This window comes from Komarekiella delphini-convector SJRDD-AB1, from assembly GCF_014831675.1.
Classification (GTDB): Bacteria; Cyanobacteriota; Cyanobacteriia; order Cyanobacteriales; family Nostocaceae; genus Komarekiella.
Genome location: NZ_VJXY01000043.1, coordinates 1 through 24,243, shown reverse-complemented (window position 1 = coordinate 24,243; position 24,243 = coordinate 1). Strand labels below are relative to the sequence as shown.

The 24,243-nt window shown below is 40.8% G+C and carries 20 protein-coding genes and 2 pseudogenes; 9 read left to right on the top strand and 13 right to left on the bottom strand.

The features are described from left to right. Positions 1-2: 2 nt before the first annotated feature. The 9 genes and pseudogenes from FNW02_RS28015 to FNW02_RS27975 form a co-directional block, all read right to left on the bottom strand. Positions 3-965, bottom strand: coding sequence for a HEAT repeat domain-containing protein (locus tag FNW02_RS28015; RefSeq protein WP_191760748.1), 963 nt, complete (start codon positions 963-965; stop codon positions 3-5). 20 nt (positions 966-985) lie between these two features. Then, on the bottom strand, positions 986-1,213 hold the full coding sequence (locus FNW02_RS28010) for a 4Fe-4S dicluster domain-containing protein (protein ID WP_012408944.1): 228 nt from the start codon (positions 1,211-1,213) through the stop codon (positions 986-988). A 203-nt stretch (positions 1,214-1,416) separates the two neighbouring features. Next, the gene (locus FNW02_RS28005; protein WP_191760747.1) at positions 1,417-2,184 is read right to left on the bottom strand and encodes a class I SAM-dependent methyltransferase; all 768 of its coding nucleotides are present in this window, start codon (positions 2,182-2,184) and stop codon (positions 1,417-1,419) included. 33 nt (positions 2,185-2,217) lie between these two features. Continuing rightward, positions 2,218-2,913: an HAD family hydrolase gene (locus tag FNW02_RS28000; RefSeq protein ID WP_191760746.1), complete on the bottom strand. Its 696-nt coding sequence runs from the start codon at positions 2,911-2,913 to the stop codon at positions 2,218-2,220. Between the two features lie 27 nt (positions 2,914-2,940). Next, a complete protein-coding gene (locus FNW02_RS27995; protein ID WP_191760745.1) occupies positions 2,941-3,465 on the bottom strand; it encodes a GNAT family N-acetyltransferase in 525 nt (174 codons plus the stop codon). Positions 3,466-3,551: 86 nt separating this feature from the next. Next, positions 3,552-5,261 (bottom strand): fumarate reductase/succinate dehydrogenase flavoprotein subunit, encoded by a 1,710-nt coding sequence (locus tag FNW02_RS27990; protein WP_191760744.1) that lies wholly within the window; start codon positions 5,259-5,261, stop codon positions 3,552-3,554. A gap of 104 nt (positions 5,262-5,365) precedes the next feature. Next, positions 5,366-6,436 carry a sulfonate ABC transporter substrate-binding protein gene (locus FNW02_RS27985; RefSeq protein WP_191760743.1) on the bottom strand — a complete coding sequence of 357 codons (1,071 nt, stop codon included), beginning with the start codon at positions 6,434-6,436 and terminating at the stop codon, positions 5,366-5,368. A 103-nt stretch (positions 6,437-6,539) separates the two neighbouring features. Next, the gene (locus FNW02_RS27980) at positions 6,540-7,289 is read right to left on the bottom strand and encodes an SDR family oxidoreductase (RefSeq protein WP_191760742.1); all 750 of its coding nucleotides are present in this window, start codon (positions 7,287-7,289) and stop codon (positions 6,540-6,542) included. 400 nt (positions 7,290-7,689) lie between these two features. Then, positions 7,690-9,201: pseudogene (locus FNW02_RS27975) on the bottom strand (amidohydrolase family protein). Positions 9,202-9,856: 655 nt separating this feature from the next. Between FNW02_RS27975 and FNW02_RS27970 the strand changes: the two are divergent. Genes FNW02_RS27970 through FNW02_RS40205 form a run of 3 tightly spaced genes read left to right on the top strand, consistent with a single transcriptional unit; the run spans position 9,857 to position 11,663 of the window. Next, entirely contained in the window at positions 9,857-11,170 is a 1,314-nt protein-coding gene (locus FNW02_RS27970; RefSeq protein ID WP_191760741.1) for an MFS transporter, read from the top strand. Between the two features lie 40 nt (positions 11,171-11,210). Next, entirely contained in the window at positions 11,211-11,465 is a 255-nt protein-coding gene (locus FNW02_RS27965) for a GNAT family protein (protein WP_191760740.1), read from the top strand. A 9-nt stretch (positions 11,466-11,474) separates the two neighbouring features. Then, on the top strand, positions 11,475-11,663 hold the full coding sequence (locus tag FNW02_RS40205) for a GNAT family N-acetyltransferase (protein ID WP_191760786.1): 189 nt from the start codon (positions 11,475-11,477) through the stop codon (positions 11,661-11,663). 227 nt (positions 11,664-11,890) lie between these two features. On the opposite strand, the gene FNW02_RS27955 is transcribed toward FNW02_RS40205, so the two are convergent. The 3 genes from FNW02_RS27955 to FNW02_RS27945 form a co-directional block, all read right to left on the bottom strand. After that, the gene (locus FNW02_RS27955; protein WP_191760739.1) at positions 11,891-12,658 is read right to left on the bottom strand and encodes an ATP-binding cassette domain-containing protein; all 768 of its coding nucleotides are present in this window, start codon (positions 12,656-12,658) and stop codon (positions 11,891-11,893) included. Positions 12,659-12,774: 116 nt separating this feature from the next. Next, positions 12,775-13,602, bottom strand: a complete 828-nt coding sequence (locus FNW02_RS27950) for an ABC transporter permease subunit (protein WP_191760738.1) — start codon at positions 13,600-13,602, stop codon at positions 12,775-12,777. A gap of 293 nt (positions 13,603-13,895) precedes the next feature. Beyond that, on the bottom strand, positions 13,896-15,659 hold the full coding sequence (locus FNW02_RS27945; RefSeq protein WP_191760737.1) for an iron uptake porin: 1,764 nt from the start codon (positions 15,657-15,659) through the stop codon (positions 13,896-13,898). A 751-nt stretch (positions 15,660-16,410) separates the two neighbouring features. Between FNW02_RS27945 and FNW02_RS27940 the strand changes: the two genes are divergently transcribed. From FNW02_RS27940 to FNW02_RS27925, 4 genes are all read left to right on the top strand, one after another. Continuing rightward, entirely contained in the window at positions 16,411-17,232 is an 822-nt protein-coding gene (locus tag FNW02_RS27940) for a class I SAM-dependent methyltransferase (RefSeq protein ID WP_191760736.1), read from the top strand. 187 nt (positions 17,233-17,419) lie between these two features. Then, positions 17,420-18,784: an LLM class flavin-dependent oxidoreductase gene (locus FNW02_RS27935; RefSeq protein ID WP_191760735.1), complete on the top strand. Its 1,365-nt coding sequence runs from the start codon at positions 17,420-17,422 to the stop codon at positions 18,782-18,784. A gap of 141 nt (positions 18,785-18,925) precedes the next feature. Then, positions 18,926-20,464, top strand: coding sequence for an amidohydrolase family protein (locus FNW02_RS27930; protein ID WP_191760734.1), 1,539 nt, complete (start codon positions 18,926-18,928; stop codon positions 20,462-20,464). Positions 20,465-20,563: 99 nt separating this feature from the next. Further along, positions 20,564-21,223 carry a carboxylesterase family protein gene (locus FNW02_RS27925; protein WP_191760733.1) on the top strand — a complete coding sequence of 220 codons (660 nt, stop codon included), beginning with the start codon at positions 20,564-20,566 and terminating at the stop codon, positions 21,221-21,223. A gap of 113 nt (positions 21,224-21,336) precedes the next feature. Here the strand turns inward: FNW02_RS27925 and FNW02_RS27920 are convergent, their stop codons facing one another. Continuing rightward, positions 21,337-22,125: a sulfite exporter TauE/SafE family protein gene (locus FNW02_RS27920; RefSeq protein ID WP_191760732.1), complete on the bottom strand. Its 789-nt coding sequence runs from the start codon at positions 22,123-22,125 to the stop codon at positions 21,337-21,339. A 40-nt stretch (positions 22,126-22,165) separates the two neighbouring features. Between FNW02_RS27920 and FNW02_RS27915 the strand changes: the two genes are divergently transcribed. Beyond that, positions 22,166-23,164, top strand: coding sequence for an aldo/keto reductase (locus tag FNW02_RS27915; RefSeq protein ID WP_191760785.1), 999 nt, complete (start codon positions 22,166-22,168; stop codon positions 23,162-23,164). A 34-nt stretch (positions 23,165-23,198) separates the two neighbouring features. Continuing rightward, positions 23,199-24,026 (top strand): annotated as a pseudogene (locus FNW02_RS27910) (ABC transporter transmembrane domain-containing protein); the annotation flags it as partial. Positions 24,027-24,243 lie beyond the last annotated feature (217 nt).

The window sequence follows — 24,243 nt, the reverse complement described above, 5'->3', positions numbered from 1 at the left end:
ATTTACTGCTCCCTTGAGACTATTCTATCTGTTTGCATCTTCTGAATTACTCGTTGCGCTTGGATGGACACTTCTTTGTCAGGGTCATCTAAGGCTTGTTGCAAGGGGTTAATAATATCAGTATGAGCTAAATTACCAAGAGCAATTACTGCTTCTTTGCGAACATCTGCATATTCATCTGTTAATGCTTGAATTAATCTCGGTATAACTTGAATATCTGGGATTGTTTGCAAAGCTTGTGCTGCTGATTTGCGTACTTGCCAATGTTCATCACTTAAAGCTATTTCTAACGCTGAAATTGCTTGCTGATTTTCAACAATAGCCAGAGATTTGGCTGCATTCCGGCGAACTTGCCAGTCGCTATCATTTGTAAGTGCTTGAGCAAGTATTGTAATTACTTGTGTATCTTGTAGATGTCCTAAAGTTAAAGCAGTAGCACGACGGACAATTGCTGATTCATCAAATATTAAATCTAAAGCTTGTGGACATTTTTCTAGTTTATTGAGATGCCGTAATGTGGTAATAGCTGCCTCACGTAATTCGGGACTTTTTGATGATAAAAATGGTGAAATATACGGTAAAGATTGAATGTCATGAATCTTCCGCAACAGTACTAAGATATTTAGTTGGGTATTTATATCATCACTCTGAAGTTTATCTAGCAACAGTAGTAAATCATTCTGGGTAACTAACTCGTTTAAAGCTGATATAGCTTCAGTGCGAATATCTGTATCTGCGGAACTGAGACATTCAATTAAGGCAGGAATAGCTACAGAATTAGCAATCTCGCTAAGGGCAGATATAGCTATTTTTTGAACAGCAATATGTTTATCTTGTAAAGCGATGATTAGTGCGTCTACTGTTTCTTCTTCGCCAAGATGTTGCAATGTTTTGACTGCTACTATGCGGTCATTTACATCAGGCGATCGCAGCATTTCTAACCAATGTTGTATATCATTATTCATGATTTTAAATACACTAATATTTAACGTAATAAAAAAGGAATTTGCACAGTAATTGCATTAGTAGGACATTCCTTTTCACAAGGTAGGCAAAACCAACATTCATCATATTTCATGTAAGCTTTCCCTGTTTCTGGATTTTTTGCTAATACATCAAGAGGACAAACTTCAATACAAGCTGTGCATTTTTCCAAACATTTTGATTCATCAACAATCACAGGAACATCTATTCTTTGATTGATTAAAGCCATAAAAACTACTTGCCCTTTTTTATTTAATTATACTATTGTGCTGGAACCTTCAAACGACATTAGTAGGCTATGGAATTTGCTCAATTAATATTCATCATCAAGATGATACTTTGAAGCATCAGGTTGTAAATCAGGCTGTGCGCCAATAAAGGCTGGATGTTTTACACATAAATCATATATTTTGGAAATATTTGGATATGCTTCTAACAAATAAAACGATAACCGATATCAATTTCTTTTAAGTTGTGAATATTATCATATTTTTTAGTCCATTCTCCACTACTTAAATCTGCCGCAAGTAACTTTACTTTTTTCTCTACTAAATCTTGATTTGCTAATGCAAAAGATGATATTCCCGCACGTACTTCTGGTTTAAGATATAACTCTGGTCGTCTCCATCCTGCTGCTGCGAATAAATCAGATAAATCATATGGTAACAAAAGGGGTATGGCTTCAACACGTCTTTGAGTGTTACTCTGAATTAGATTAATCTGTTCATTAAGTGGTAAAAATCGTAAGGCATCTTCCCACAAAAATGGGAAATAATCGTAAAGCCATATTTTCTGAGCCAATCTAATATCAAAAGTTAACAAAACTATTGTCCCATCTCTAATAATTCGTTGCATTTCTTGAAACGCTTTTTCGAGATGACTAAAGTGATGAATTGCCAAGATACTTACAATACCATCAACAGACTTATCTGGTAGAGGTAAATTTTTTGCATAGCCAGTAAACCACTTAACTTGTGGATGTTCTACTGCTTGTTTTTGCATCACTATAGAAGGTTCAACAGCATGAACAAAAAATCCTTGGTTAGCTAATGCTAAACTATAACCACCAGTACCAGCACCAATATCAGCGATAACGCTACCTTTGGCTAAATTGAGTAAATCAATTAGTTGATTGACAATGCGGATATCAGGAACACGAGTTTGGGAATATTGTTGACCAATTGAATTATAAATAGTCATTATTTATCAATAATTAAGGTAATTGACTGAAAATTATTTGACTAATTCCAGCAAGTCGAAAAGTTGAGTTATGATAAATTTTGGTTGCACCTTTTTTGCTAAAGCGTGATTTTTTCTGTTGTAATAGCAAAAATCAATATTGACTTGCTTTGTTCCTGCATAGTCATGATTAATAGAATCTCCAACGTAGAGGACTTGTGCTGGGGTTAAATCTAATTTAGATAACGCATAATGAAATATTTCAGGAGACGGTTTAGCAAAACCAATTGCTTCAGAAACTACAACTGCTTCAAAAAAATGATCAATTCCCGCAGCCTGCATTCTTGGTACTTGTGCTGCTATAAAACCGTTGGTGATAACGGCTAACCGATAATTAAGTGATAGAACAGTTAGCACTTCATATACATCAGGTTCAGTAACGGCTGAATGATTAAAAATCTGCCAAAAATTTTGACCAAGATGACTAATTTTATCTGCTCTTATATTCAACTCAGCAAGTGTATTTTGATAAGACATCTCGGTTATTTCACTAAGAGAAAAGACATCTCGCTGTTTCCAATACTGGTAATTATAACTTTCAAATACTTGCAGAACAACACTTTCACTTATTTCATTCAAATCCACAGATATTGTACAAGCTTCCAACGCGCCAAGAATAGCTTGACGTTCGCATATTTCAAAATTTAACAGTGTATTATCTAGATCAAAAATTATGGCTTGATAACTCATTTTTTGTATTAGGCTCAAATTAAGTTTTCATAAATCAATCCAATAACGAGAAATAACTGTGTCTGAATTTTCCAAAAATTCCTCACTTGTTAATTTACCTTGATTTTTCTGAATTATGCAGGCGGAAGCAAGATTATCTTGCTTACAGGTTAAGAGAACGCGACTCAAACCCATGTTTCTCGCTTTTTCTAAAGTCATAGCCAATATTTGTGTACCATATCCTTTGCTTCTTTGGAGAGGACGAATCATATATCCAATATGTCCTCCTCGATGTTCTAAAGTAGGTATTAACCAGTGGCGCAATTGGCTTTCCCCCAAGATTACCTTACTCTGCTTCACTAACCAAAAAGTTGTTGCAGGTACAAAACCAGGCTTTAAACTAATACCTTTTGAATTATTTTCTAAATATTGAATATAGGCTGAAAAATTTTCTTGAATTAACGTCAAATTATTTTGATCAAATAGGCGTGATTCACCATGTTTTTGATATTCCGCCACCATATCAATAAACTCTAAATACAAATCACGAGTTGGGTTAATTAGCTCCAGCATTTAGAAAAATCATTGAATTGCTGATGGTACGTTGCGCTGCACGACAACACACCCTACATTTCGCCTAAAATTTTTAAAATATCCTCTTACTTAGCTGCAACACTATACGATTCTTTGACTATATCTACTTCCACAATGTAAGGCTCTACAGGACGCTTAAACAATATCATTTGTCCTAATTCATTTTTCTTTAAATTGACATGACAAAACCACTCTTCATCATTTTTTTGTGGATAGTCTAAGCGGTAATGATAAAGTCCCCAGCGAGTTTCTTGACGATACAATGATGCTCTGGCTGCCATTTCTGCACAATCACGAATAAAATGAACTTCCATAGAACGCATTAATTCATGGGGGTCACGAGCGCCCATTACATCTAGTGTTTGTTGATATGTGATAAAATGCTTCAAACCAATTTCGATTTTGTTACCTGATTTTGGTGGTTGCAGATAATCATTAACTAAGCGTCTTAATTTGTACTCGACTTGAGTATGAGGTACGCCATTGGGACGTGTTAAAGGTGCATAAATTCTAGCTTTTTCAGCTTCTAAAAACTCTGTATCTGGCTCTATAAAATCTAAATCTTCAATATATTCAATGGCATGAGTTCCGGCTATACGACCGAAAACAAATGCTCCAATCATATAATTATGGGGAACGCTGGCCATATCTCCGGCTGCATATAAACCTAAGACAGTTGTTTGAGCGTTTTCATTCACCCACACACCAGAGGCACTGTGACCGCTACATAAGCCTATTTCTGAAATGTTCATCTCGACTCCGTGAGTGCGGTAATCTTCATTTCTGCCTTGATGAAAACGTTCTCTACTTGGTCGTTCATTCGCCCACAGTATGGATTCAATTTCAGCAATTGTATCTTCATCAAGATGGGTCATTTTCAGTTGGACTGGCCCTTTCCCGGAGTTTAATTCTTTCCAGATTTCCAACATCATTTGACCACTCCAATAGTCACAACTAATGAAGCGATTTCCTGCGGCGTTGGCTGTATGTGCGCCAAAAGGCCCAGCAACATAGGCGCAGGCGGGGCCGTTGTAATCTTTAATTAAAGGATTAATTTGAAAGCATTCAATATTGCTGAGTTCTGCGCCTGCATGATAAGCCATTGAATAGCCATCCCCGGCATTGGTAGGATTTTCATAAGTGCCATAGAGATAGCCAGAAGCAGGTAATCCTAGTCTCCCACAAGCACCTGTACAGAGGATGACGGCTTTCGCTTGAATAACAATATAATCGCCGTTTCTGACATCAAATCCCACTGCACCGATCGCACGTCCGGCTTTAACTAACACACGAGTAGCCATGACGCGATTTGTGACTTTGACTTTGTGGCGTTTGACTTGGCGGGTAAGAATTGGTTTAAGGTCTTTACCTTCTGGCATGGGTAAGACATATTTACCCACACGATGCACTTGTTTTAAGTCATAGTTGCCTTGGGCATCTTTTTGAAATTTCACACCCCAGCTTTCTAATTCTTGGATGACTTCATAACCTAATTTGCCTGTTTGATATACAGCTTTTTGGTTGAGAATGCCATCGTTAGCAAGGGTGACTTCGCGGACGTATTGTTCTGGCGTGGAATGTCCGGGAATAACTGCGGTGTTTACCCCATCCATCCCCATTGCGATCGCACCACTGCGACGTATGTTAGCCTTTTCTAAAATCAACACCTCTGCATCGGGATTCGCTTGTTTGGCTTTAATTCCAGCCATTGTCCCGGCTGTACCACCACCAATGACAAGCACATCTGTTTTCATCCACTGAGTATCGATATTCATATTCTTCTACCTTCTTATACTAATTCTCTAAAATCCGGTGACATATTCAAACCTTGAAACCCAGATTGTATCTAACTTTCTGAATTCCGAATTCCGAATTAGTATTATTGATTGCCTTTCCAAACGATTTCGCTAATATTGATAGATTTCGGTATCAGCTTGATTTTGTAAAAGGTATCGGCAATCTGCTGTTGTCCACGAATCACTTCCTCTGTTAGCGGTAGTACACCATACTCCCGTCGTTTTTCTGCGACTTCTAGAACCTCAGCATCAATACCTAATTCTGGTGAGAGAAATTTGGCAACTTCTGCGGGATTATTTTGCGCCCAGTTACTTCTTTTTTTTACTTCATCGAGAACTGTTTTCAAGGCATCGGGATACTTGTCAACAAAGGATTTTGCAGCTAGATAATAACCACGATTGGGTGCTAACCCAGTTGCATCAGTGAGAGTGCGTGCGCCTGTAGCAGCTTGCGCCGCAGCTAAGTAAGGATCCCAAATTGCCCAAGCATCAACATTATTACCCTCAAAAGCCGCACGAGCATCGGGAGGTTGGAGAAAAGCTGGTTTGATATCGTTGTAATCTACTCTTCCCTTTTCTAAGGCTTTTACCAATAAGTAGTTAGTATTTGAACCTTTAGCAACAGCAACTCGTTTACCCTTGAGGTCTGCAAGAGTCTGAATAAATGAACTTTTCGGCACAATAATTGCTTCTGCTTTTGGACTCCAAGGATCGTAAGCAACATAAACTATGGGAGTACCCGAAACTTGGGCAAATATCGGCGGTGATTCGCCAGTATAGCCAAAATCAATACTCCCAGCGTTAATTGCCTCTAACATTGGCGGGCCAGAAGGAAATTCAGCCCATGTCACAGAAGCGCCACTAGCAGCAAAAGCTTTCTCCAAATCTTTTTGCGCTCTTATGGCGTTGAGAATAGTTGCTGCTTTTTGATAGCCAATCCGAACTGCAACGTTTTGATTTGTCGCGCTTTGATTTGCTGCCTGCGTTGCGGCAGAATTACTTGTGTTGTTGGAAGAACACGCAGATATCACAAGAGTCAAACTTAACCCGCAGGCAAAGAATAAGGCAAATATGCCAATTCTGAATATTTCATAATTCTGAAGAAAGCTGCTGACAATCTTCATCAGTCGATTTGGTAAATACTTAGTCAACATACATTTATTCTATAATTAAATTTAATACTACGATAAATCAAGCAATTTACCGTATTTTATTTATAGAATATTCACATAGATAAGCCGCAAATGCAAGATCCAATTACCGTTCTTGCTGAGTTGGTCTAATGAGAATTTCGTTAACATTAACGTGGGGTGGTTGAGTTACAGCATAAGCGATCGCTCTGGCAATATCCTCACTTTCCAAAGCTTTGATTGATTTGCGCCGTTCTTCACTAATCTGTTTAGATATGGGGTCAGTAATATAATTGTTGATTTCTGTATTTACTAAACCAGGCTCAATAATAGTGACGCGGATGTTATCTTTCAACACTTCTTGCCGCAAAGATTCAGATATGGCATTTACACCCCATTTGGTTGCATTGTATATCCCGACACCTGCACGGGCCAAACGACCTGCTACTGATGAAATATTAACTATATGTCCTCCACCTTGAGCTTTGAAAATTGGTAGAACTGCATGGGTAGCATAAAGCAATCCGAAGATATTGACATCAAACATCCGTCGCCAGTCTGAAGTATTACCGCCATCAATGTTACCTGTCAGGGCTACACCTGCGTTGTTCACTAAAATATCAACTCGCCCTAACTCTGCATTTGCTTTGTGGATGAGGTTGTTAGCTTGGGTTTCGTCGGTGATATCGGTAACTATGGGTAATGCTTGTCCACCGCTGGATTCGATAAGTTTTGCTAATGCTTCTAGGCGATCGCTTCTTCTGGCTGCAATTACTACTTTTGCCCCTTCTGCTGCTAAGGCAATGGCCGTAGCTTCACCAATTCCCGCAGAAGCTCCGGTAATAATAGCTACTTTATCATTTAATTTTCTTACCATAACTCAATCTTGTGCCTACCAAGTTCATCTACAATTCCATACTGAAAGAGACTCGAAGAGATATTGGGTATCGCATAAATCTTACTCTCTAGTTCCTATTAAACTGCGATACCTTCTCTACGAGAGGCTCCGCCAACGCTAACGCAGAATTTTTATAATAGACCTCTTGCATAAATGCTTAAAATGTCATGTTTCGCTCCGCTCAACATCTGAGTGAGATTCTTCTGTTCACTACGTTCCGCACCCTGCGGGATCTTGCTACAGAATGACATGCCTAACTGTTTGACTTTTGCAAGAGGTTTAATAAACAGGTCATTCCCCATTTTCAAGATAAGAAGGTGGACATTGCCCACCTTCGGCGTAGATGGCGGAGTTAAGGCATCAGGTACACAAACTTGTCCTAAGCGCGAGTATTAGTCGCTAAATATTCTTCTGCTGCTTTCTCGATCGCTGTACCCTTGAAGAAGTCACGATTGAGACTGGTGTACAACTCCAAAGGATGGATAGATAAGAAGTGTCGCAAGTCTTCTTCGCTGAGGATACCGCGTTCTACCATGCTGTAAGCGTTGGAGGTAACAGCTGTAATATCAGGTACATCCCAGTGACCAGAATCAGAACCCAAAAAAGCTTTTACTCTGTCGCCAAAAGGATTAGCTTTTTGATGGAAGGCATAAGCCACACGGGTATCGTCTGATTCTGTACCGAAGTAGAAGTGATTGAGGAAGCGAGCCTCCTAGGGAGGAGCTTCGCTAACGCGTACATCTTCCGCTTTGGTAATTCCCGCCGCCGCAAATTCATTCAATTCACCAGGATCTTCAGGTGCAAAGTATTTCCCGTGAAAACCTAGACCGCTACCAATTTCATCAAAACGATTTTGGAATTCTTTACCACCATAACGAGTGAACAATTCCTGTAATTCTTCCCGATTCACATTACCAGGATGATTGTTCTGTAAAATCTCTGGGTTACGAGTTTCCCAATGCCAGATGAGATCTGTATAGAGACTAGCACCCCAAGCTGAACCACCTTCTAGAAAAGCAAATCTGAGAGTTGGGAAACGATGAGTCACACCACCGAAGAACAGTGCTTTACAAAAAGCTTCCGCAGCCGAGGCAAAGTGTCCAATGTGATTATATTGATAGTTGGAAATCGAACGGCGAGATGTCCAACCCATACCGGATGCGTGAGTAGTGGGGACAACTTTTAGCTCTACGCATTTGGCCCAGAAGCGATCGTAATCGTAGGCGCTATCCAGAGCAAAGTTATCAATCCAAGTTGCTTCTCTTTGTACTTCGTCAGGATATTTCTCGAAGCCAGGAATAACGCGGGTAACATAACCAGGAATTTGAATGGCTTTCAAGCCTAGTTCTTTGACTGCATATTCCAATTCTTCTATCCCCTCTTCTGGTGTGTTGAGAGGAATAGTAGCAATGGGAGTTAGGCGATCGGAGTATGGCCGGAATATATCTGCATGATAGAGGTTGGCGGCACGACAAACTGCTCGACGCATTTCTTCGTTTTTAATTTGCGGTGCTAGGGTTGCTAAGTTGGGATACAGTACAGCAAAATCTGTCCCAGCTTCTTGCAAACGTTCATGCAGTAGCTTCGGCAAGCTAATAGTAGCAAGGTTTAGAGTGTCTTTTGTAGGACGCCCCCAAAAGGGAGGACGAGCAGTGCGGTAAGTATGACGTTCTTCCCAAGTTTGCTGGAACCAACGATAACGTCCAGCACCCGGTAAATGATCTCGGAAGCTATCGGCAAGTTTAGCGCCACCCACTTGAGCTAAATAATCAAGAAAGGCTGGTTCAAATTCTTGGGTATGCACATCGGTATCAATGATGGGATAACCGAGTTGCTCCCGAATCTGTGCAGAACGAGACTTTTTAGTAGGGCGTTCAAGGGCAATTGTCATGATTATGTCTCCATAGTTAAGATGACCGTCAACTTTGAGCAAAATCAAGCTTTACGACCAAGCGAAAATCAAAATTTTCAACTCGATATCAACTGGAGTTGTATTACTGTATTCGCGTTCTCACTGATTACTTTGTGTGTATAAGACTTGTGCCAGAAGCTATAAATACGATTCATCTACCGACTTATCGTAGATTTGCTTGATATTATTGCATAGTCACAGCTACAATACAAGTGCTTAGGAAGTAAAGTATACGTAAACCAAAATTTGAGGTAGACTAAATCTTAGTAAAACTAAATATATTATGGGCTAAAGTGATCGTATTGATCTGTAATAAATTGCTGGAGTGGAGTTTCTCGGTCTAGGAGAGTACCGTCTAAATCAAAAAGGATTGCTTTGATCATCATAAATAATTATTCGTGAACTGTTGGCAGGCGATCGCACATCCCCAAACCCTGTTTTGTAGGGTGCGTTATGAGCAAAGTCCCAAATCTATAGCCTCAGTATCCTTGTCAGAATATGCTAAGTATGCTAACTTTACGTCTATCTAAATTTAAGTACTTCTAATATTGTCTCAATAATTTGGTGAAAAAATAACAAAATCAGTGAACTTTTCATCCAAAAATCGGCTCAAGTCTCCCCACTGAAAATACTCATGCAACCAAGTCATAAAAAAAGTTCTGAAGTAGACAAACGATTGTTTACTTCTTTGCATATTCCACCTGCTCTTAAATCTCCAAATGTTTGTTGTTTTGTAATTGGAGAAAGCGTATCTTTCTTTGGCTCTTGGATGACTCAAATCGCCCTAGTATGGATGGTTTATCAAATCACTAATTCAGCCATGTTAGTTGGTGTAGTTGGTTTCACAAATCAATTTATGGGTTTGATTATTACACCATTGGTGGGCGTATTATTAGATCGTTGGAATTTACGATATGTATTATTAGCTACTCAGCTAGCATCTATTTTGCTATCTTCTACTCTTACTTTTCTCACTATTAACAGTCATATTACCGTGACGTGGATTATTATCATCGGTATCATGCAAGGAACTGTCAAAGCGTTTGATTTACCAGCACGTTTAGTAACTATTCCTAGATTGGTGGATAACAAAGCAGATACTTACAGTGCCATTTCTATTCATTCATTCTTAATTAATACAGCAAAGTTTGTCAGTCCTATGATAGGAGGATTACTACTTGCTAGGTTTGGAGCAGCTTCATGTTTTTTGGTCGATAGTATCAGTTATGTACCTTTTATTTTTGCTATATTAGCTACTCAAATTAAATCAGTGTCTAATAGTTATTCACTAAAAAACACAAATATTTTCCAAAATTTAAAAGAAGGTTTTGCTTTCGCCTATAATTTCCTCCCCATCAGGTATGTTTTAACCTTACAAATTGTGATTTGTTTTATGGTTATGACCCATGTTAACCTCATCCCTGTTTTCGTAAGAGAAATCTTAAATGGTGATGCAGAAACTATGGGTTTTTTGATGACTGCTTCCGCACTAGGTTCGATAATTGCTGGACTTTATCTGATTTTAAGGAAACAAGCCACAGGATTAGTAAACGTCATAGCGTATTCTGCTACGGTTTTAGGTTTAGGTTTAATATTGTTTTCTCGCTCTCATAATTTACACACTTGCCTAGTATTAATTTTCATTGTCGGCATGAATAATACGCTTACCTTGGCAGCTATTAGTAACTTTGTGCAATTAATTCTAGTGGATGAAACTAAGCGGGGGAGAGTCACAAGTATATTCACAACAGGTTTTTTAGGAATCTTACCATTCGGTAATTTATTTTTTGGAGGATTAGCTAGTAAAATAGGAGTAAATAATGCTTTATTATTTGGTGGTATCTGTTGTTTAATTGGAGCTTATATATTTATAAGAAAATTGCCAAAAATAAAAAATATAGTATCTCCACTTTATTTAGAATTGGGTTTAATCACTCCAGTTAAATGAAAACCGAGGATGAATTTAAATACTAATTTGATATTTAATTATGATTACAATTCGTCCATACCAAACTGATGATTTAGAAAATACTGTTCAACTTTGGTATCGAACTTGGCATCAAACTTTTATCCATATTCAACATCCACAGCCATATATTGCGTGGAAAGCTCGTTTTCGTGATGACCTAGCTGTACACGGTGATATTTGGATTGCTGAAGTTGAAAAGAAAATTGTCGGTTTTGTTGTCATCATCCGAGAAGAAAAATGGTTAAGCCAGCTTTTTGTAGACAAAACTTATTAGAATCGGGGTATTGGTTCAGCTTTGCTTGAGAAAGCAAAAACTATTTGTCCCACAGGATTGAAGCTTCACACTTTGCAAGAAAATATTCGAGCTTGTGCATTTTACGAAAAGCATGAGTTCCAATTTAGTAATATGTCAACCAACAAAATCAATAGTCAACCTAATGTTGAGTATTACTGGCTACCAGAGTTAATCTAATTCATAGTTAATAATTTATAATTCACAATTGCAATTAGTGGGGGCTTGAACCCACCACTGTCTTGAAAAGTTTCCTGCGGAGGGAAACCCTCCCCGAAGTTAGCTTGGAGGGAAACCCTCCTGGCAACTTCTCTTCGCAGAACTTTTCGCTTGTGGGCGGTCTTTTAACTCAGCACTCGGAACTCAGCACTTTTCATTAGATGAGATATCCACTTAAAGCTAAAGTATTAATGGCTCATTTGCAATAATTGATGTGCGCGAGTGTCTTCATTATTCATAACTTGTTGTAGTACTGCTTCTCTGATATTTACAAATACTTCACTAGCTCTGTCTCGTGGACGCGACAATCTTACAGGTAAATCTAACGCAACCCGTCCTTCTTCAATTACTATCACTCTGTCTGCCAGCGCTACAGCTTCCTCTACATCATGGGTAACTAAAAACGCCGTAAAGCCTCTCTGTTGCCACATATCTTCGATTAAATGTTGCATTTCTAAGCGAGTTAACGCATCCAATGCTCCTAAAGGCTCATCAAGTAGTAATAGTTGTGGTTGACTCACCAAGGCTCTAGCTAATGCTACCCGTTGTCGTTGTCCTCCAGATAACACGTAAGGCCATTCATCAGCTCTATCTTTGAGTCCGACTTGTTCTAATACCCGCGCAGCTTTTGCACGCCAATTTTCTTGCAAACCTAGACCTACATTATCTATCACACATTTCCAAGGTAGTAACCGGGGGTCTTGAAACATCACTCTTACAGAATGACTAAGCTTACGTAGTGGTTCTCCATCTAATAATATGCCGCCTGTAGTAGGTTTATCTAACCCAGACACTAGGCGTAGTAAGGTACTTTTACCGCAACCACTACGCCCCACAATAGCAATAAATTCTCCTGGTGCTACTTCTAGATTTATTGAGTTTAAGACAGTTTTATTTCCAAAAACTTTGCTTAAACCCAAAATATTGAGTTGTGAGCCTTGTATATTTAAAACCATGTAATTTTTTCCTTATTGAGATATTTTTGAGTGATTAAGTTACTGAACTTGGGCTTTTTTGCCATCAATTAATAAAAGTCAAAAATTAAAAAAGTTTTAATTTTTGACCTAAGCTTTTATCCAGCAGATGTATAGTTAGGATTCCATGATAAAAATTTATTTTCTAGAGCTTTAGCGATGGAATTTGCTAGTTTACCTAACAGTGCATAGATGATAATGCTTAACACTACAACGTCTGTTTGCATAAACTCACGGGCATTCATTGCCATATAACCGATGCCCGAATCTGCTGCAATTTGTTCGGCGACAATTAAAGATAGCCACATAATACCCAAGGAAAAGCGGACACCAATTAAAATTGAAGATAAAGCTCCTGGAAAAACAATTTGCCACAAGAGTTGAGATGTTTTTAAGCCATAAACTCTACCCATTTCAATGAGTTGAGGGTCTACACTACGAATTCCATGATAGGTATTAAGGTAAATGGGAAAAAACACACCTATAGAAACTAGGAATAATCTAGCTTGATCGCCAATTCCAAACCATAAAATTACTAGGGGAATTAATGCCAAGTTGGGAATAGTCCGCAGCATTTGCAAGGAACTGTCTAATAATTGTTCTGCAATGCGAGAAAATCCGGTGAGTAATCCTAAAATAAAGCCAATTCCGCCACCAATGATAAAACCAGATATAGCGCGTGTAGCACTGATTCCCATGTGTTGGAATAGCTCTCCAGTTGAAGCTAACTTAAATGCCGTAAAAACTACGCTACTTGGTGCTGGAAGAATTCTGCTGGAAAGTAAATCAGTTCTGGAAGCAATTTCCCAAAGTAGTAGCACTATAAAAGGTACTATCCAAGGGATGATTTTATCAGCAAATTTGTTGTTGAATACTGCTTCTAGGGATTTTTCGCTACTTTTAATCTTTTTGAGGGTAATAGTCATAAGGTGTTAATTACTGATTTGACAAAGTTTTTATTAAGGGCTGTTTTATCAGTAGGATTGAATACGTAGGCATTACGTGTGTTTGTTATACGCAAATAGGTAGAGAATAAGCCGAAATAAATGCTTTACTGCTAAAGTATTTTGTCTAAATACTGCAACTTGACCGAATTACCGTAGTTTATAGTCAGAATTCTACACGAAATTACGTAAAAATCAACCCTTACATTTCTGAATTAGAGAGAATCAGGAGTGAGTAAGACAAGTGTTCATGCTCAGTTCCCTTCGTTAGTTTGCTAGAAAGTAAAGGTAGTGCGGAGAGAACCCACCCAAATCGGATCGTTGGCATCATTATGTTCAGGCTTGGTAATTAGGTACAAACTTGGGATAATTCGGATGTTGTTATTTACCCTGTAGGAATAAAAAGTCTCTAAATGCAAAGAAGTGTCTTGGTCTTGTCGGAGAGGGGCTGTGGGTGTAGGGCGATAATCACTGCTAGTCACTTTCGGCGGTACACCAACGATAATTCCACCTACATTACCTTCTTTAAACAAGTCTGGAAACGCAAGAGTGAGCGCAGCATTGATAATAGTTGCATTGCTATCACCATTAGCTAGCTGATTAGCGAGAGTATAGCCAAACCAGCCACCTAAATGAAACCGAGAACTAGCTCGCCAGTTAAATTGCAGTCCAAAATTATCAGTTGTAGTAGCGTTTTGCCCAAATGGATTTCTAGCGAAGGCGCTACCTGTCCCACCAGTAAGATTAAAAGCTCCATTACCAAAGTATTTACGGACGTAAGTAAGACCAATATCTAATTGACGAGTAGGTGATATGGTTAACTGAGCTAGCGCGAGATGGTTGCCATTGAAGAATCCGTTACCTTCGTCTGGGAGATTAGCTTGACCATCAAAGGTGATATAACCCAAGTTTACTTGTAATTGATCGCTGAACTTGTATGCAAAAGCTGCGCCAGCACCATCAAAACCAGGCCGGTAAATAGTAGGGTTGAATGTTGCGAACCGCGAAGCAGCACCATTTAGCCCACCAACTGAAGCATTTAAGGTTGGTGTAAAAATAGCTGGTTGCAGCGCTCTAGTCCCTACCCAGACAGTAGCTTGACTACCTACTGGAAAACGATATACTAACTGACTCAGATATGTTCCTTCTCTACCATCAGTATCAAAGGTAAAACGGGTCATTGCGGTTCCCGTAGAGCTTGTCAAGTTAGGGATAGCGTTACCAAGTGTCAATACCGTTGTGAGTTGATCTCTACCAGTAAAACTAGTTTGAAAGTTTAGTCTGGCACGGTAGGCAAAAATGGTATTGGTGCTGTCCTCAGTGTCATTGGCTGGGGTATTATTGGCGCGATCGCCAAATGTATCAGCCACCACAAATGTCGCATCACCTACCAATTTGGTGGTTGTCGAAAACTGATTAGCTTCTACTTTAGCTTGACGCTGTTCCAAGCTATCAAGCCTACCTCGCAACGCTGTCAGTTCCGATGCAAATTGTTCTCGTAAATTTTGCAAAGTAGCCAAATCTTCTTTTGTGACTAAACTCTCAGTGCTACTAGCAATCAGCTCGTTAACTCTGTTGAGACAAGCATTCAATCCCGCCGCAAATTCGTAGCGTGTTAAGGCTTGGTTTCCCCGAAAATCACCGTTTGGGTATCCAGCTATGCAGCCATAACGCTCAACTAAAGACTGTAAAGCTTGAAATGCCCAATCTGTAGGCTGAACATCAGATAACTCAGAAACAGATGTAACTTGTCCTATGGGTTCGTTTTGATTTGTTAAAGTCTTCTGAGAAAGTAAGCTCCCTTTTTGGAGTGATGAGTCTGGCGTTTTGATGATTTCTGCATTGGCAATTTGATTAAATTCAGCCTGAATCGATTTAGTAACAAGGTTTGCACTATTATTTGGGGAAATTTTCTCAATCTCTGATCTAGGCTCAGATAAATTCGGCATTTCAGCAGCAAGTGCAGCTGAAGACAGGATAAAAAATCCATTAACAAGGGCTGGGATAATTAGCCCGTAATCCCACAAAACTTTGAACATTGGCTATTGAGTTATGCACAGAAAATCAACAAATCTTTGATTGCTAGCACCCCACAGGATTTTTACATCCAGATTACACACCCTTTTGCAGACAAACATTTCTCAGATAGATTGTTTTACAGAGGTTTCTTTATGAACACCTTTTGGCAAAGACTAAATGGGGTTAAAAGATTACACACGAGCTAAGAGAAGAGAGGCAAAAAGTGGGATGATCTCTTGAGAAGAAAGAATTTGAATTAGCCTAATTTGTGGCTGTTAGCAAACTACTAAAAGCTTACCGGGATTTAGTAGTTTACTCTAACTTTGGATATTTGCATAAAACAATAAAAAAAGCAATCCCCTTAAGAAATATTTTTCAAGGGAATTGGCAAACTTGTGTTAAGCAATACTTGCATTTTTCTCGTAAGTGTGAAAAGCTGTCTTACATAAGCAAACTACGGTAAATCAATCGAGTTTTAGTATTTTAAGAGAAATAAACTACAGTATTTCATTTATCGGCTGACTACTTAGCCAAAGCTACAAAAAATATTGATAGAGCAAAAATAATCGTGTACCTGATGCAGGTAGTAGTGAAACGCCCGATCAATGTTCTAGGTGGTTCAAACAAACTTGGTAAGAACCTCGGCATTCTCATACTACAAGTCCTCTATAGATTGTTCTAGCAACAGAGACTAGGAAAATATTCAGAATAATTTTCCCAATACCTAATCCCCAGTACCCGAATAGAGATTGATTCACTAAAAACCAACTTATGACCCAACTGAAAACACTTCCTACTTACGATCCAACATTATTTGAGGGTGCAGCCCAAGTTTACGCTCAATACAGAACTAAATACTCACCTGCTGTATTTGACAAACTAACTGAAATATTTAATCTCAATGGTCAAGGAAGACTTCTTGATTTGGGTACTGGGCCAGGTTTAATTGCCATTGCCCTTAGCACCAAATTTCAGGAAGTAGTTGCTATTGATCCCGATCCAGAGATGCTTAAGGAAGCGCAACGTCAAGCAGCAGCCGTAAGAGCAAATAATATTACTTGGCTAGAACAAGGTGCAGAACTGATTAACCCTAGTTTGGGAACATTTAAACTAGCCACCATTGGCAGAGCCTTCCACTGGATGGAACGCGAACTTGTACTTGAACGCCTTTATGAATTGCTGGCAGATGATGGTGCTGTAGCATTACTCAACACAGGTGATAATCCTTGGGAAAGTTCTCTACCTTGGAAACAAGCTGCCATTGGAGTAGTGAAAAAATGGTTAGGTGAGGAGCGACGAACTGGACAACTAGGACAAGGTACTCGTAAACCAGTTGATCCTCCCCACGAAGTCGTAATTGCCAATTCAAAATTTGCCCGCCAAGAATTATATGAAGTGCCATTTGAAAAATCTTGGACAGTCTCTAGCTATCTTGGATACTTGTACACTACAGCCTTTTCTCTGAAAATTTTCTATGGCGACAAAACCGAAGAATTTGAAGCAGATATCAAAGAAGCATTACTAGCAGTTGAGCCTTCTGGTCACTTTACAGAAGAACTTACAGCAACAATCCAAGTAGCTTGGAAGCATTAAGTAAAAGGGACTGGGGACTGGTGACTGGGGATTGGGTGGCAAATTGAAAAATTACCGTGGTTGCTTATTACCCACTACCAAATTTTAAAAAACTTTTTCCCAGTCCACAGTCATACAGAGGCGTTAGTGAGGAACGCCGCGACCAGTTTGAATGCTATTTAATTACATACAAACAAGAGAAAAGCAGATGAGCAAAACACGTAAGTTTCGTTTAGGAGCATTTATTCAAGCCACTGGACATCATGTTTCTGCTTGGCGACATCCAGATGCACAAATAGATGCGGGTTTTAATTTTGAACATTACAAAGAAATTGCCCAAACTGCCGAACGTGGTTTATTCGATGCAGTTTTTCTGGCAGACAGCCCAGGAGTTTGGGGTGGCGATGCCCAAACGCAGAGACGCAATGGTAAACTTGTCCATTTTGAGCCAGTCACACTCTTTTCGGCCTTGTCTTCTGTAACCCAAAATATCGGCTTTATTGCTACTGCCTCAACTACCTATGAAGAACCCTACACCCTGGCACGGAAGTTTGCTTCTTTGGATCACTTGAGTAAAGGCCGGGCAGGTTGGAATGTAGTTACCACAGGTAACGAGAATGCCGCACGTAATTTCGGTCTTGAGCATCACCCAGAACACAGCCAGCGTTATGAACGTGCTGACGAGTTTGTGGAAGTGGTAAAAGGATTGTGGGACAGTTGGGAAGATGATGCCTTCATCCGTGACAGAGAATCTGGTATCTATTTCGAGCCGGACAAACTGCACATACTCAACCACAAGGGCAAACATTTTTCTGTCAAAGGCCCCTTGAATGTTGGTCGTCCACCTCAAGGTTATCCGGTGATTGTGCAAGCTGGAGCATCGGAAGCTGGACGGGATTTAGCTGCGCGTACTGCTGAGGTGATTTTCACTGCCAATCAAACTCTAGCCGATGCTCAGGAATTTTACGCTGATGTCAAAGGTAGGTTGGCGAAATATGGGCGATCGCCAGACGATCTGAAAATCATGCCTGGGGCTTTCCCAATCATTGGCCGTACTGAGTCAGAAGCCCAAGAGAAATACGAATTTCTGCAATCGCTGATTCATCCCGATGTAGCTTGGGGGATTTTAAGCAACTATTACAAAGGTGTTGATTTGTCGAAATATTCTTTAGATGATGTAGCTCCTGAATTACCCAGTGATACCAACACTAATAAGAGTCGTCTGAAATTAGTCAGGGATTTAGCTACTCGTGGGACTCTCACACTGCGTCAGTTGTACCTGTCTCTGGCTACCGCTAGAGGTCATCGTACTATTCTTGGTACTCCTGAAAGTATTGCTGACCAGTTAGAGGAATGGTTTAACAATGGTGCAGCAGATGGTTTTAATATTATGCCTCCTATCTTGCCTACAGGGTTAGATGACTTCGTTAACCTAGTCGTTCCTATCCTCCAGAAACGCGGATTGTTCCGTAGTGAATATGGAGGTACTACCTTGCGGGAAAATCTGGGGCTGCGTCGTCCGGGCAATCAATTTGCCGCTAAACAAGTGGATCAGAGATTGGTGTTGGCGTAAATTTTCTGGTTTTGCATTATTTGGAAATGAATGTTTCTCACGCAGAGACGCGGAGGCGCAGAGAGAATCAAGAGTGCCACTAACATTCAACAACTCCAAAATATTTATGCAAGAAGTCTAATAACAATAAAGGAAAAAATCATGACTGAATATAGCAGATTGAAAACTTCTCGTTCCGCCGCAATCAAAGCAAACCTTGATTATCCGATAATTGACACTGATGTTCATACCAATGATTTTACTCCGGCGCTTGAGGATTACATTGCTAAATACGGTGGCTCGAAACTTGTAGATGAATTACGCAAAGCGGAAGCTTCTCGTCTCAATTCCAAGAGCAATGGTAAAGACTGGTATCAACAAACTCCAGAAGAACGCCAGTACAACCGCACAATTCGATCACCTTGGTGGGCTAGAGTCACCCGCAATACTTTGGATCTCGCTACGTACACTCTTCCTGAACTGTTCTATGAGCGTCAGGCGGAGCAGGGGTCAGATTATTCGGTACTGTTTCCCAACAATGTCCTCGCACCGGCTGGAGCTAGCAAGGAGAACCGTCAAGCACTGCAACGTGCAGTCAATCACTATCACGCTGACTTGTACAGGAAATATAGCGATCGCCTGACACCTGTAGCTGGTATCCCGATGGGTAATCCTCAAGAAGCCATTGAGGAGTTAGAGTTTGCCGTAAAAACACTGGGTTTAAAAGTAGCAAACATTCCTGGTGGTGTGAAACGGCCAATTAAGGCGATCGCTGATAAGTATCCAGCCGATAAATTTCCCGAAATTGCCAAGTATGCCTCTTACATTGATTTTTACGGCTTGGATAGTGAATACAACTACGATCCATTCTGGGCGAAGGCTGTTGAATTAGGTGTACCCATTACTACCCATTATGGTAGTCAAGGTTGGACTGGACGCTCCTCCATCAGTAACTACATGAACAACCATATCGGTCACTTTGCTGATGGCTCACAAGCATTTGCCAAGGCGTTGTTCTTTGGTGGTGTTACTAAACGTTTCCCACAGTTGCGCGTAGCTATGCTGGAAGGTGGTGCAGATTGGGGCGCACACGTCTACATTCATTTAGTGGATCGTTTCTCCAAGCGCAATCTCAAGGGACTGCAAAACTACAACCCAGAACTGACAAATTCTGATGAGTTGTTTGAGTTGTTTGAGCGATTTGGTGGCGAAATTACTCAAGGGTATTCCCTCACCAAAGAGGAATTGACTAAGAGTGTACTGGGTTCTTCATTTAGTCGTCATAGCCGTGCGCCAATTGGTAGCGAACTGGAAGACTTTGCAGCAGCTGGGATTGAAACAATTGAAGACATCCGCGATCGCTGGGTGAACAGTTTCTTCTTTGGTTCCGAGTCCGACGATCGCACTATAGCCGCAGCATTCAACGATAAAGCTAATCCCTTGGGTGTGACAATCAACGCCATTTATTCCTCAGATGTTGGTCACTGGGATGTGCCAGATTTGACCGACCCACTGGCAGAAAGTTGGGATTTGGTACAAGAAGGTGTGATTTCTGAGGCAGACTTTAAGGCTTATGTATTCAATAATCCTTACAAGTTTTACACCCAAGCTAACCCCGACTTCTTCAAGGGTACAGCGATTGAATCCAAAGTCACTAACCTCACATCCCCACAAGTTGAGAAGAACCTTGTAGTAGCTTAAATCTTTGCCATTTACAGGCATTGAGAGGCTACGAGATCCCCGACTTTTTTAAGAAGTCGGGGATCTGAGCACTCAACACACACTTGAGAAATTAAAACTATGCCTATCGAAAAGCGCTCCGGTTTATTACCTTATCTGTTCTTGGCTGTTGCTGAAGATGCTAACAAACCCGCACCGCTTGTGTTGTTTTTGCATGGCGCACGCGATCGCGGCAATGATCTAAATGTGCTGCTGAAATGGGGTCTACCTCGTTTTGTAAATGAATCCAGCCCCTTACCTTACTTCTTCTTAGCGCCCCAACTTCCTGAAGGGCATACTTGGGTAGAGCGAGAATCAGATGTAATTGCTTTGTTGGATAATTTTATTGCCTCCCGGTCTATCGATCCATACCGTGTCATCATATCTGGGTTCAGTTTAGGTACAGCTGGGGCTTGGCATATCGCTGCTTCTCACCCTAGTCGCTTCGCTGGTTTGGTAGCAGTATCAGGGCGTGTATCCAAGACATTAGAAGAAACCCAACTAGCTGGACTCAAAGAAATTCCTATCCAGATATTCCAAGGCGCAAAGGACGAAAAACTACCGATTGAAGATACACAGCAGATTGTCGATACTTTGCGCGGACTGGGGGGAACAGTAGATTTTACTGTACTACCTGAAGGCGATCATTTTATTGCTGATGAAGTGTATAGTGACTCAAAACTGCAACAATGGCTAGTTTCACAGAGTTGTCGTCAGGCTTCTGTGGTAGCATCGAGCTAATTCAGTAATGACTGATGCTTTTGCTTAGAGATAGCGGCTGCGGATTCTTTCTGGTGTGCTTTGGATCGATCTAATTCAGTAATGACTGATGCCTTTGCTGGTTAATATTCCCATTATGCAGATGGCTTGTGCCTTGCTAACTTCAAAGCCGATAACAGTAGAATCACACCTAGTATTACATACAACCAAAAACTTGCTACATACCTCAAAAGGTTGCTGCCAATGAATGCTCCTAGTATTGAACCAGATGCCATTGAAACAATAAAACTTTGCTCTGATTTAACTTGGTTGAGTTGTCGCTGACTTCTATATTTGAATAGACCCATGATGATTGTGGGAATGCTGATTGCAAGACTTAAACTTCCTGCTAATTTGATATCAATTGCAAACACCAGAATGATCGTAGGGATAATCAACTCACCACCTGCGACACCAAGCATACTGCTAAATATCCCAATCACAATTCCCGCTACAAAACCTATACCGATTCTCAGTAAGTCTGGAAGTTGCCAACTCTGAAAACTGAAAATGAGATTATGCCCAATTAGTACAAAGCTCAGGAAAAATAGAAACACGACAACAACGCGATTTAATGTTCGTTCGTTGATCTGGGTTGCATAGTTAACTCCAACATAAGAGCCAATGAGAGAGCCTGCCAGAATGTTTATGATTACTGTCAGGTTTGCCAAAACACTCTCAAGACCAATAATGCCACTCCGAAAAATGAATGAAAAGGTAACAGTGACAAGGCTCACAATGAGATTGATAATAATTGCCTGTAGAGTTCGATAGTTGAAAATACTAACTAAAACTGGTAAGCGAAACTCTGCACCACCTAAACCGATTAGTCCACCAAGAATTGCGACCACAGCCCCCCAAGCAAACGCCCGAATATTCCACATTTAAATCTCCACACCCAAAAGCAACACCATGAGCAATTCTATAACGTTGCCAACTACTAAGCTCGGTAAAACTGGATTGAGCGTTTCTCGTCTCTCTCTTGGCACAATGACCTTTGGATTGCAGACAGATGAAGAAACTTCTAGGCAGATTCTTGACACTGCTGCTGATGCGGGAATTAACTTTTTAGATACAGCCGACATTTATCCTCTGGGTGGTGGATTAGCTACGGCTGGACGCACCGAAGAAATTGTGGGACGTTGGCTCAAAGGCAAACGCGAACATTTTATACTGGCTACCAAAGCTGTCGGCAAGGTTGGCCCTGCACCTTGGGATCAGGGTGCTTCTCGCAAACATATTCTTGATGCGATCAATGCTTCTCTAAGACGATTGGGAACCGATTATGTAGACTTATACCAATTGCACTCTGATGATGCCTCAACCTCTCTCGACGAAACCTTAGAAGCATTAGATGCAATAGTGCGTGCTGGTAAAGTAAGATATATTGGTGTTTCCAACTTCCTAGCTTACCGACTCGCCCGTGCCTTGGGTCGCGCCGATGCACGAAATCTGACTCGCTTTGTTTCGATTCAACCCCGCTACAATCTCCTATTCCGCGAAATTGAGCGAGAACTTTTGCCTTTAGCGAAAGAAGAAGGACTGGGTGTAATTTCTTACAATCCTTTGGCGGGTGGTCTACTAACGGGCAAACACAATCTGACTCAAGGCCCCACCGCAGGCACACGTTTCACCTTGGGGACTGCCGCAGAACGTTATCAAGAACGATACTGGCGCGATCGCGAGTTCAATACTGTGGAGGAATTACGCACAGTGGCCGATCTAGCCGGACTATCCCTCACTACCCTAGCGGTGGCTTGGGTACTGGCTAATCCAATTATCACTGCCCCCATTATTGGCGCTAGCCGTCCAGAACAACTGACTGACACCCTCAAGGCTGTAGAACTAAAACTCGACGACAGTTTGAAACAAAAGCTAGACAACCTGACTGCCGAATATCGCAAGGGAGATTCTCTGCGTTAAGTCTGCGTTAGGAATGAATATTAATTCAGCATTCATGCCCAAAAAGTCCAGACAATCAAAATCCTTTCAACGTGCTGCCGATGCCCCAGCCTTGCCAGCGACGACCTTTAGTTTCATTTGCTATTTCGTGAATCAGTTTCGCTGGTGGTACGTGACAATGGTGATTCTGGAGGTAATACATGCAACCTGCGGCATCATGTTGCCTTATGCCATTGGTGAGATCATTCGGAGCGTGACGCGATCGCCAGGGGACAGTAAGCAGATTTTCGATGCCGTGAGCCAACCCCTGATGTTATTCACTGCCTTGAGTGTGGGTGAAGTGTTATTCGGGCGAGCCGCTGGACTTTTACAGACAATCCTTCATCCGATCCACCGACAGCACATCGTCCGATCGCTATATGCCTACTTACAGCATCATTCTCACCGTTACCTTAGTAGCAGCTTTTCTGGGGCATTGGCACATCGGATTAGCGAAACCTCTTTGGGTGTGACGCAGACGATGCAAATGCTGATTAGTGAATTTATGGCAGTAATTATCGTGTATATTGTCGCCACGATGTTACTGTATCGCGCCTATCCTCCACTGGCTGCACTCGTGGGAGCGTGGGCAGTTCTCTTCATCAGTATTTCGTTTTGGTTGGCAACTCGCTGCCGAATTTACTCCCAAAGAGCCGCAGCAGCAAGAAGTGAGACAACTGGCATTATCGTAGATGCAGTCACAAATCTTACTAGTAGCCGACTATTTGCTCGCCTGGGTTTTGAACGACGCTATTTGAATGAGCGATTAAGGCATGAACTCAAAGAGGTGAGAAAGTCCAACTGGTACTCGGAGCGCATCCGCTGGTTTCAGTATATTTCAGCAGGGTGCAACGCGAAAAAGTTGGGTAATGAAGGGTAGTGTGAAAGGCACAAAAAAAAGTAGGATGCCTGGACAAGATGTTTAGGCTGATATCCAAGCAACCAGGAGTCTCCTACGTTGAAAAGTAATAACAATATACCTGCAACACTAGACCTAGCTCAATCCCTCAAAAATTTTTCTCAAACAATTACTGAACCAATGTCAGTATCTGATGTTTCCC

Excerpts from the sequence above, each read along its gene's own strand:
- FNW02_RS28015 (WP_191760748.1), bottom strand. The coding sequence starts at position 965 with ATGAATAATGATATACAACATTGGTTAGAAATGCTGCGATCGCCTGAT.
- FNW02_RS28010 (WP_012408944.1), bottom strand. The coding sequence starts at position 1,213 with ATGGCTTTAATCAATCAAAGAATAGATGTTCCTGTGATTGTTGATGAA.
- FNW02_RS28005 (WP_191760747.1), bottom strand. The coding sequence starts at position 2,184 with ATGACTATTTATAATTCAATTGGTCAACAATATTCCCAAACTCGTGTT.
- FNW02_RS28000 (WP_191760746.1), bottom strand. The coding sequence starts at position 2,913 with ATGAGTTATCAAGCCATAATTTTTGATCTAGATAATACACTGTTAAAT.
- FNW02_RS27995 (WP_191760745.1), bottom strand. The coding sequence starts at position 3,465 with ATGCTGGAGCTAATTAACCCAACTCGTGATTTGTATTTAGAGTTTATT.
- FNW02_RS27990 (WP_191760744.1), bottom strand. The coding sequence starts at position 5,261 with ATGAATATCGATACTCAGTGGATGAAAACAGATGTGCTTGTCATTGGT.
- FNW02_RS27985 (WP_191760743.1), bottom strand. The coding sequence starts at position 6,436 with ATGTTGACTAAGTATTTACCAAATCGACTGATGAAGATTGTCAGCAGC.
- FNW02_RS27980 (WP_191760742.1), bottom strand. The coding sequence starts at position 7,289 with ATGGTAAGAAAATTAAATGATAAAGTAGCTATTATTACCGGAGCTTCT.
- FNW02_RS27970 (WP_191760741.1), top strand. The coding sequence starts at position 9,857 with ATGCAACCAAGTCATAAAAAAAGTTCTGAAGTAGACAAACGATTGTTT.
- FNW02_RS27965 (WP_191760740.1), top strand. The coding sequence starts at position 11,211 with ATGATTACAATTCGTCCATACCAAACTGATGATTTAGAAAATACTGTT.
- FNW02_RS27955 (WP_191760739.1), bottom strand. The coding sequence starts at position 12,658 with ATGGTTTTAAATATACAAGGCTCACAACTCAATATTTTGGGTTTAAGC.
- FNW02_RS27950 (WP_191760738.1), bottom strand. The coding sequence starts at position 13,602 with ATGACTATTACCCTCAAAAAGATTAAAAGTAGCGAAAAATCCCTAGAA.
- FNW02_RS27945 (WP_191760737.1), bottom strand. The coding sequence starts at position 15,659 with ATGTTCAAAGTTTTGTGGGATTACGGGCTAATTATCCCAGCCCTTGTT.
- FNW02_RS27940 (WP_191760736.1), top strand. The coding sequence starts at position 16,411 with ATGACCCAACTGAAAACACTTCCTACTTACGATCCAACATTATTTGAG.
- FNW02_RS27935 (WP_191760735.1), top strand. The coding sequence starts at position 17,420 with ATGAGCAAAACACGTAAGTTTCGTTTAGGAGCATTTATTCAAGCCACT.
- FNW02_RS27930 (WP_191760734.1), top strand. The coding sequence starts at position 18,926 with ATGACTGAATATAGCAGATTGAAAACTTCTCGTTCCGCCGCAATCAAA.
- FNW02_RS27925 (WP_191760733.1), top strand. The coding sequence starts at position 20,564 with ATGCCTATCGAAAAGCGCTCCGGTTTATTACCTTATCTGTTCTTGGCT.
- FNW02_RS27920 (WP_191760732.1), bottom strand. The coding sequence starts at position 22,125 with ATGTGGAATATTCGGGCGTTTGCTTGGGGGGCTGTGGTCGCAATTCTT.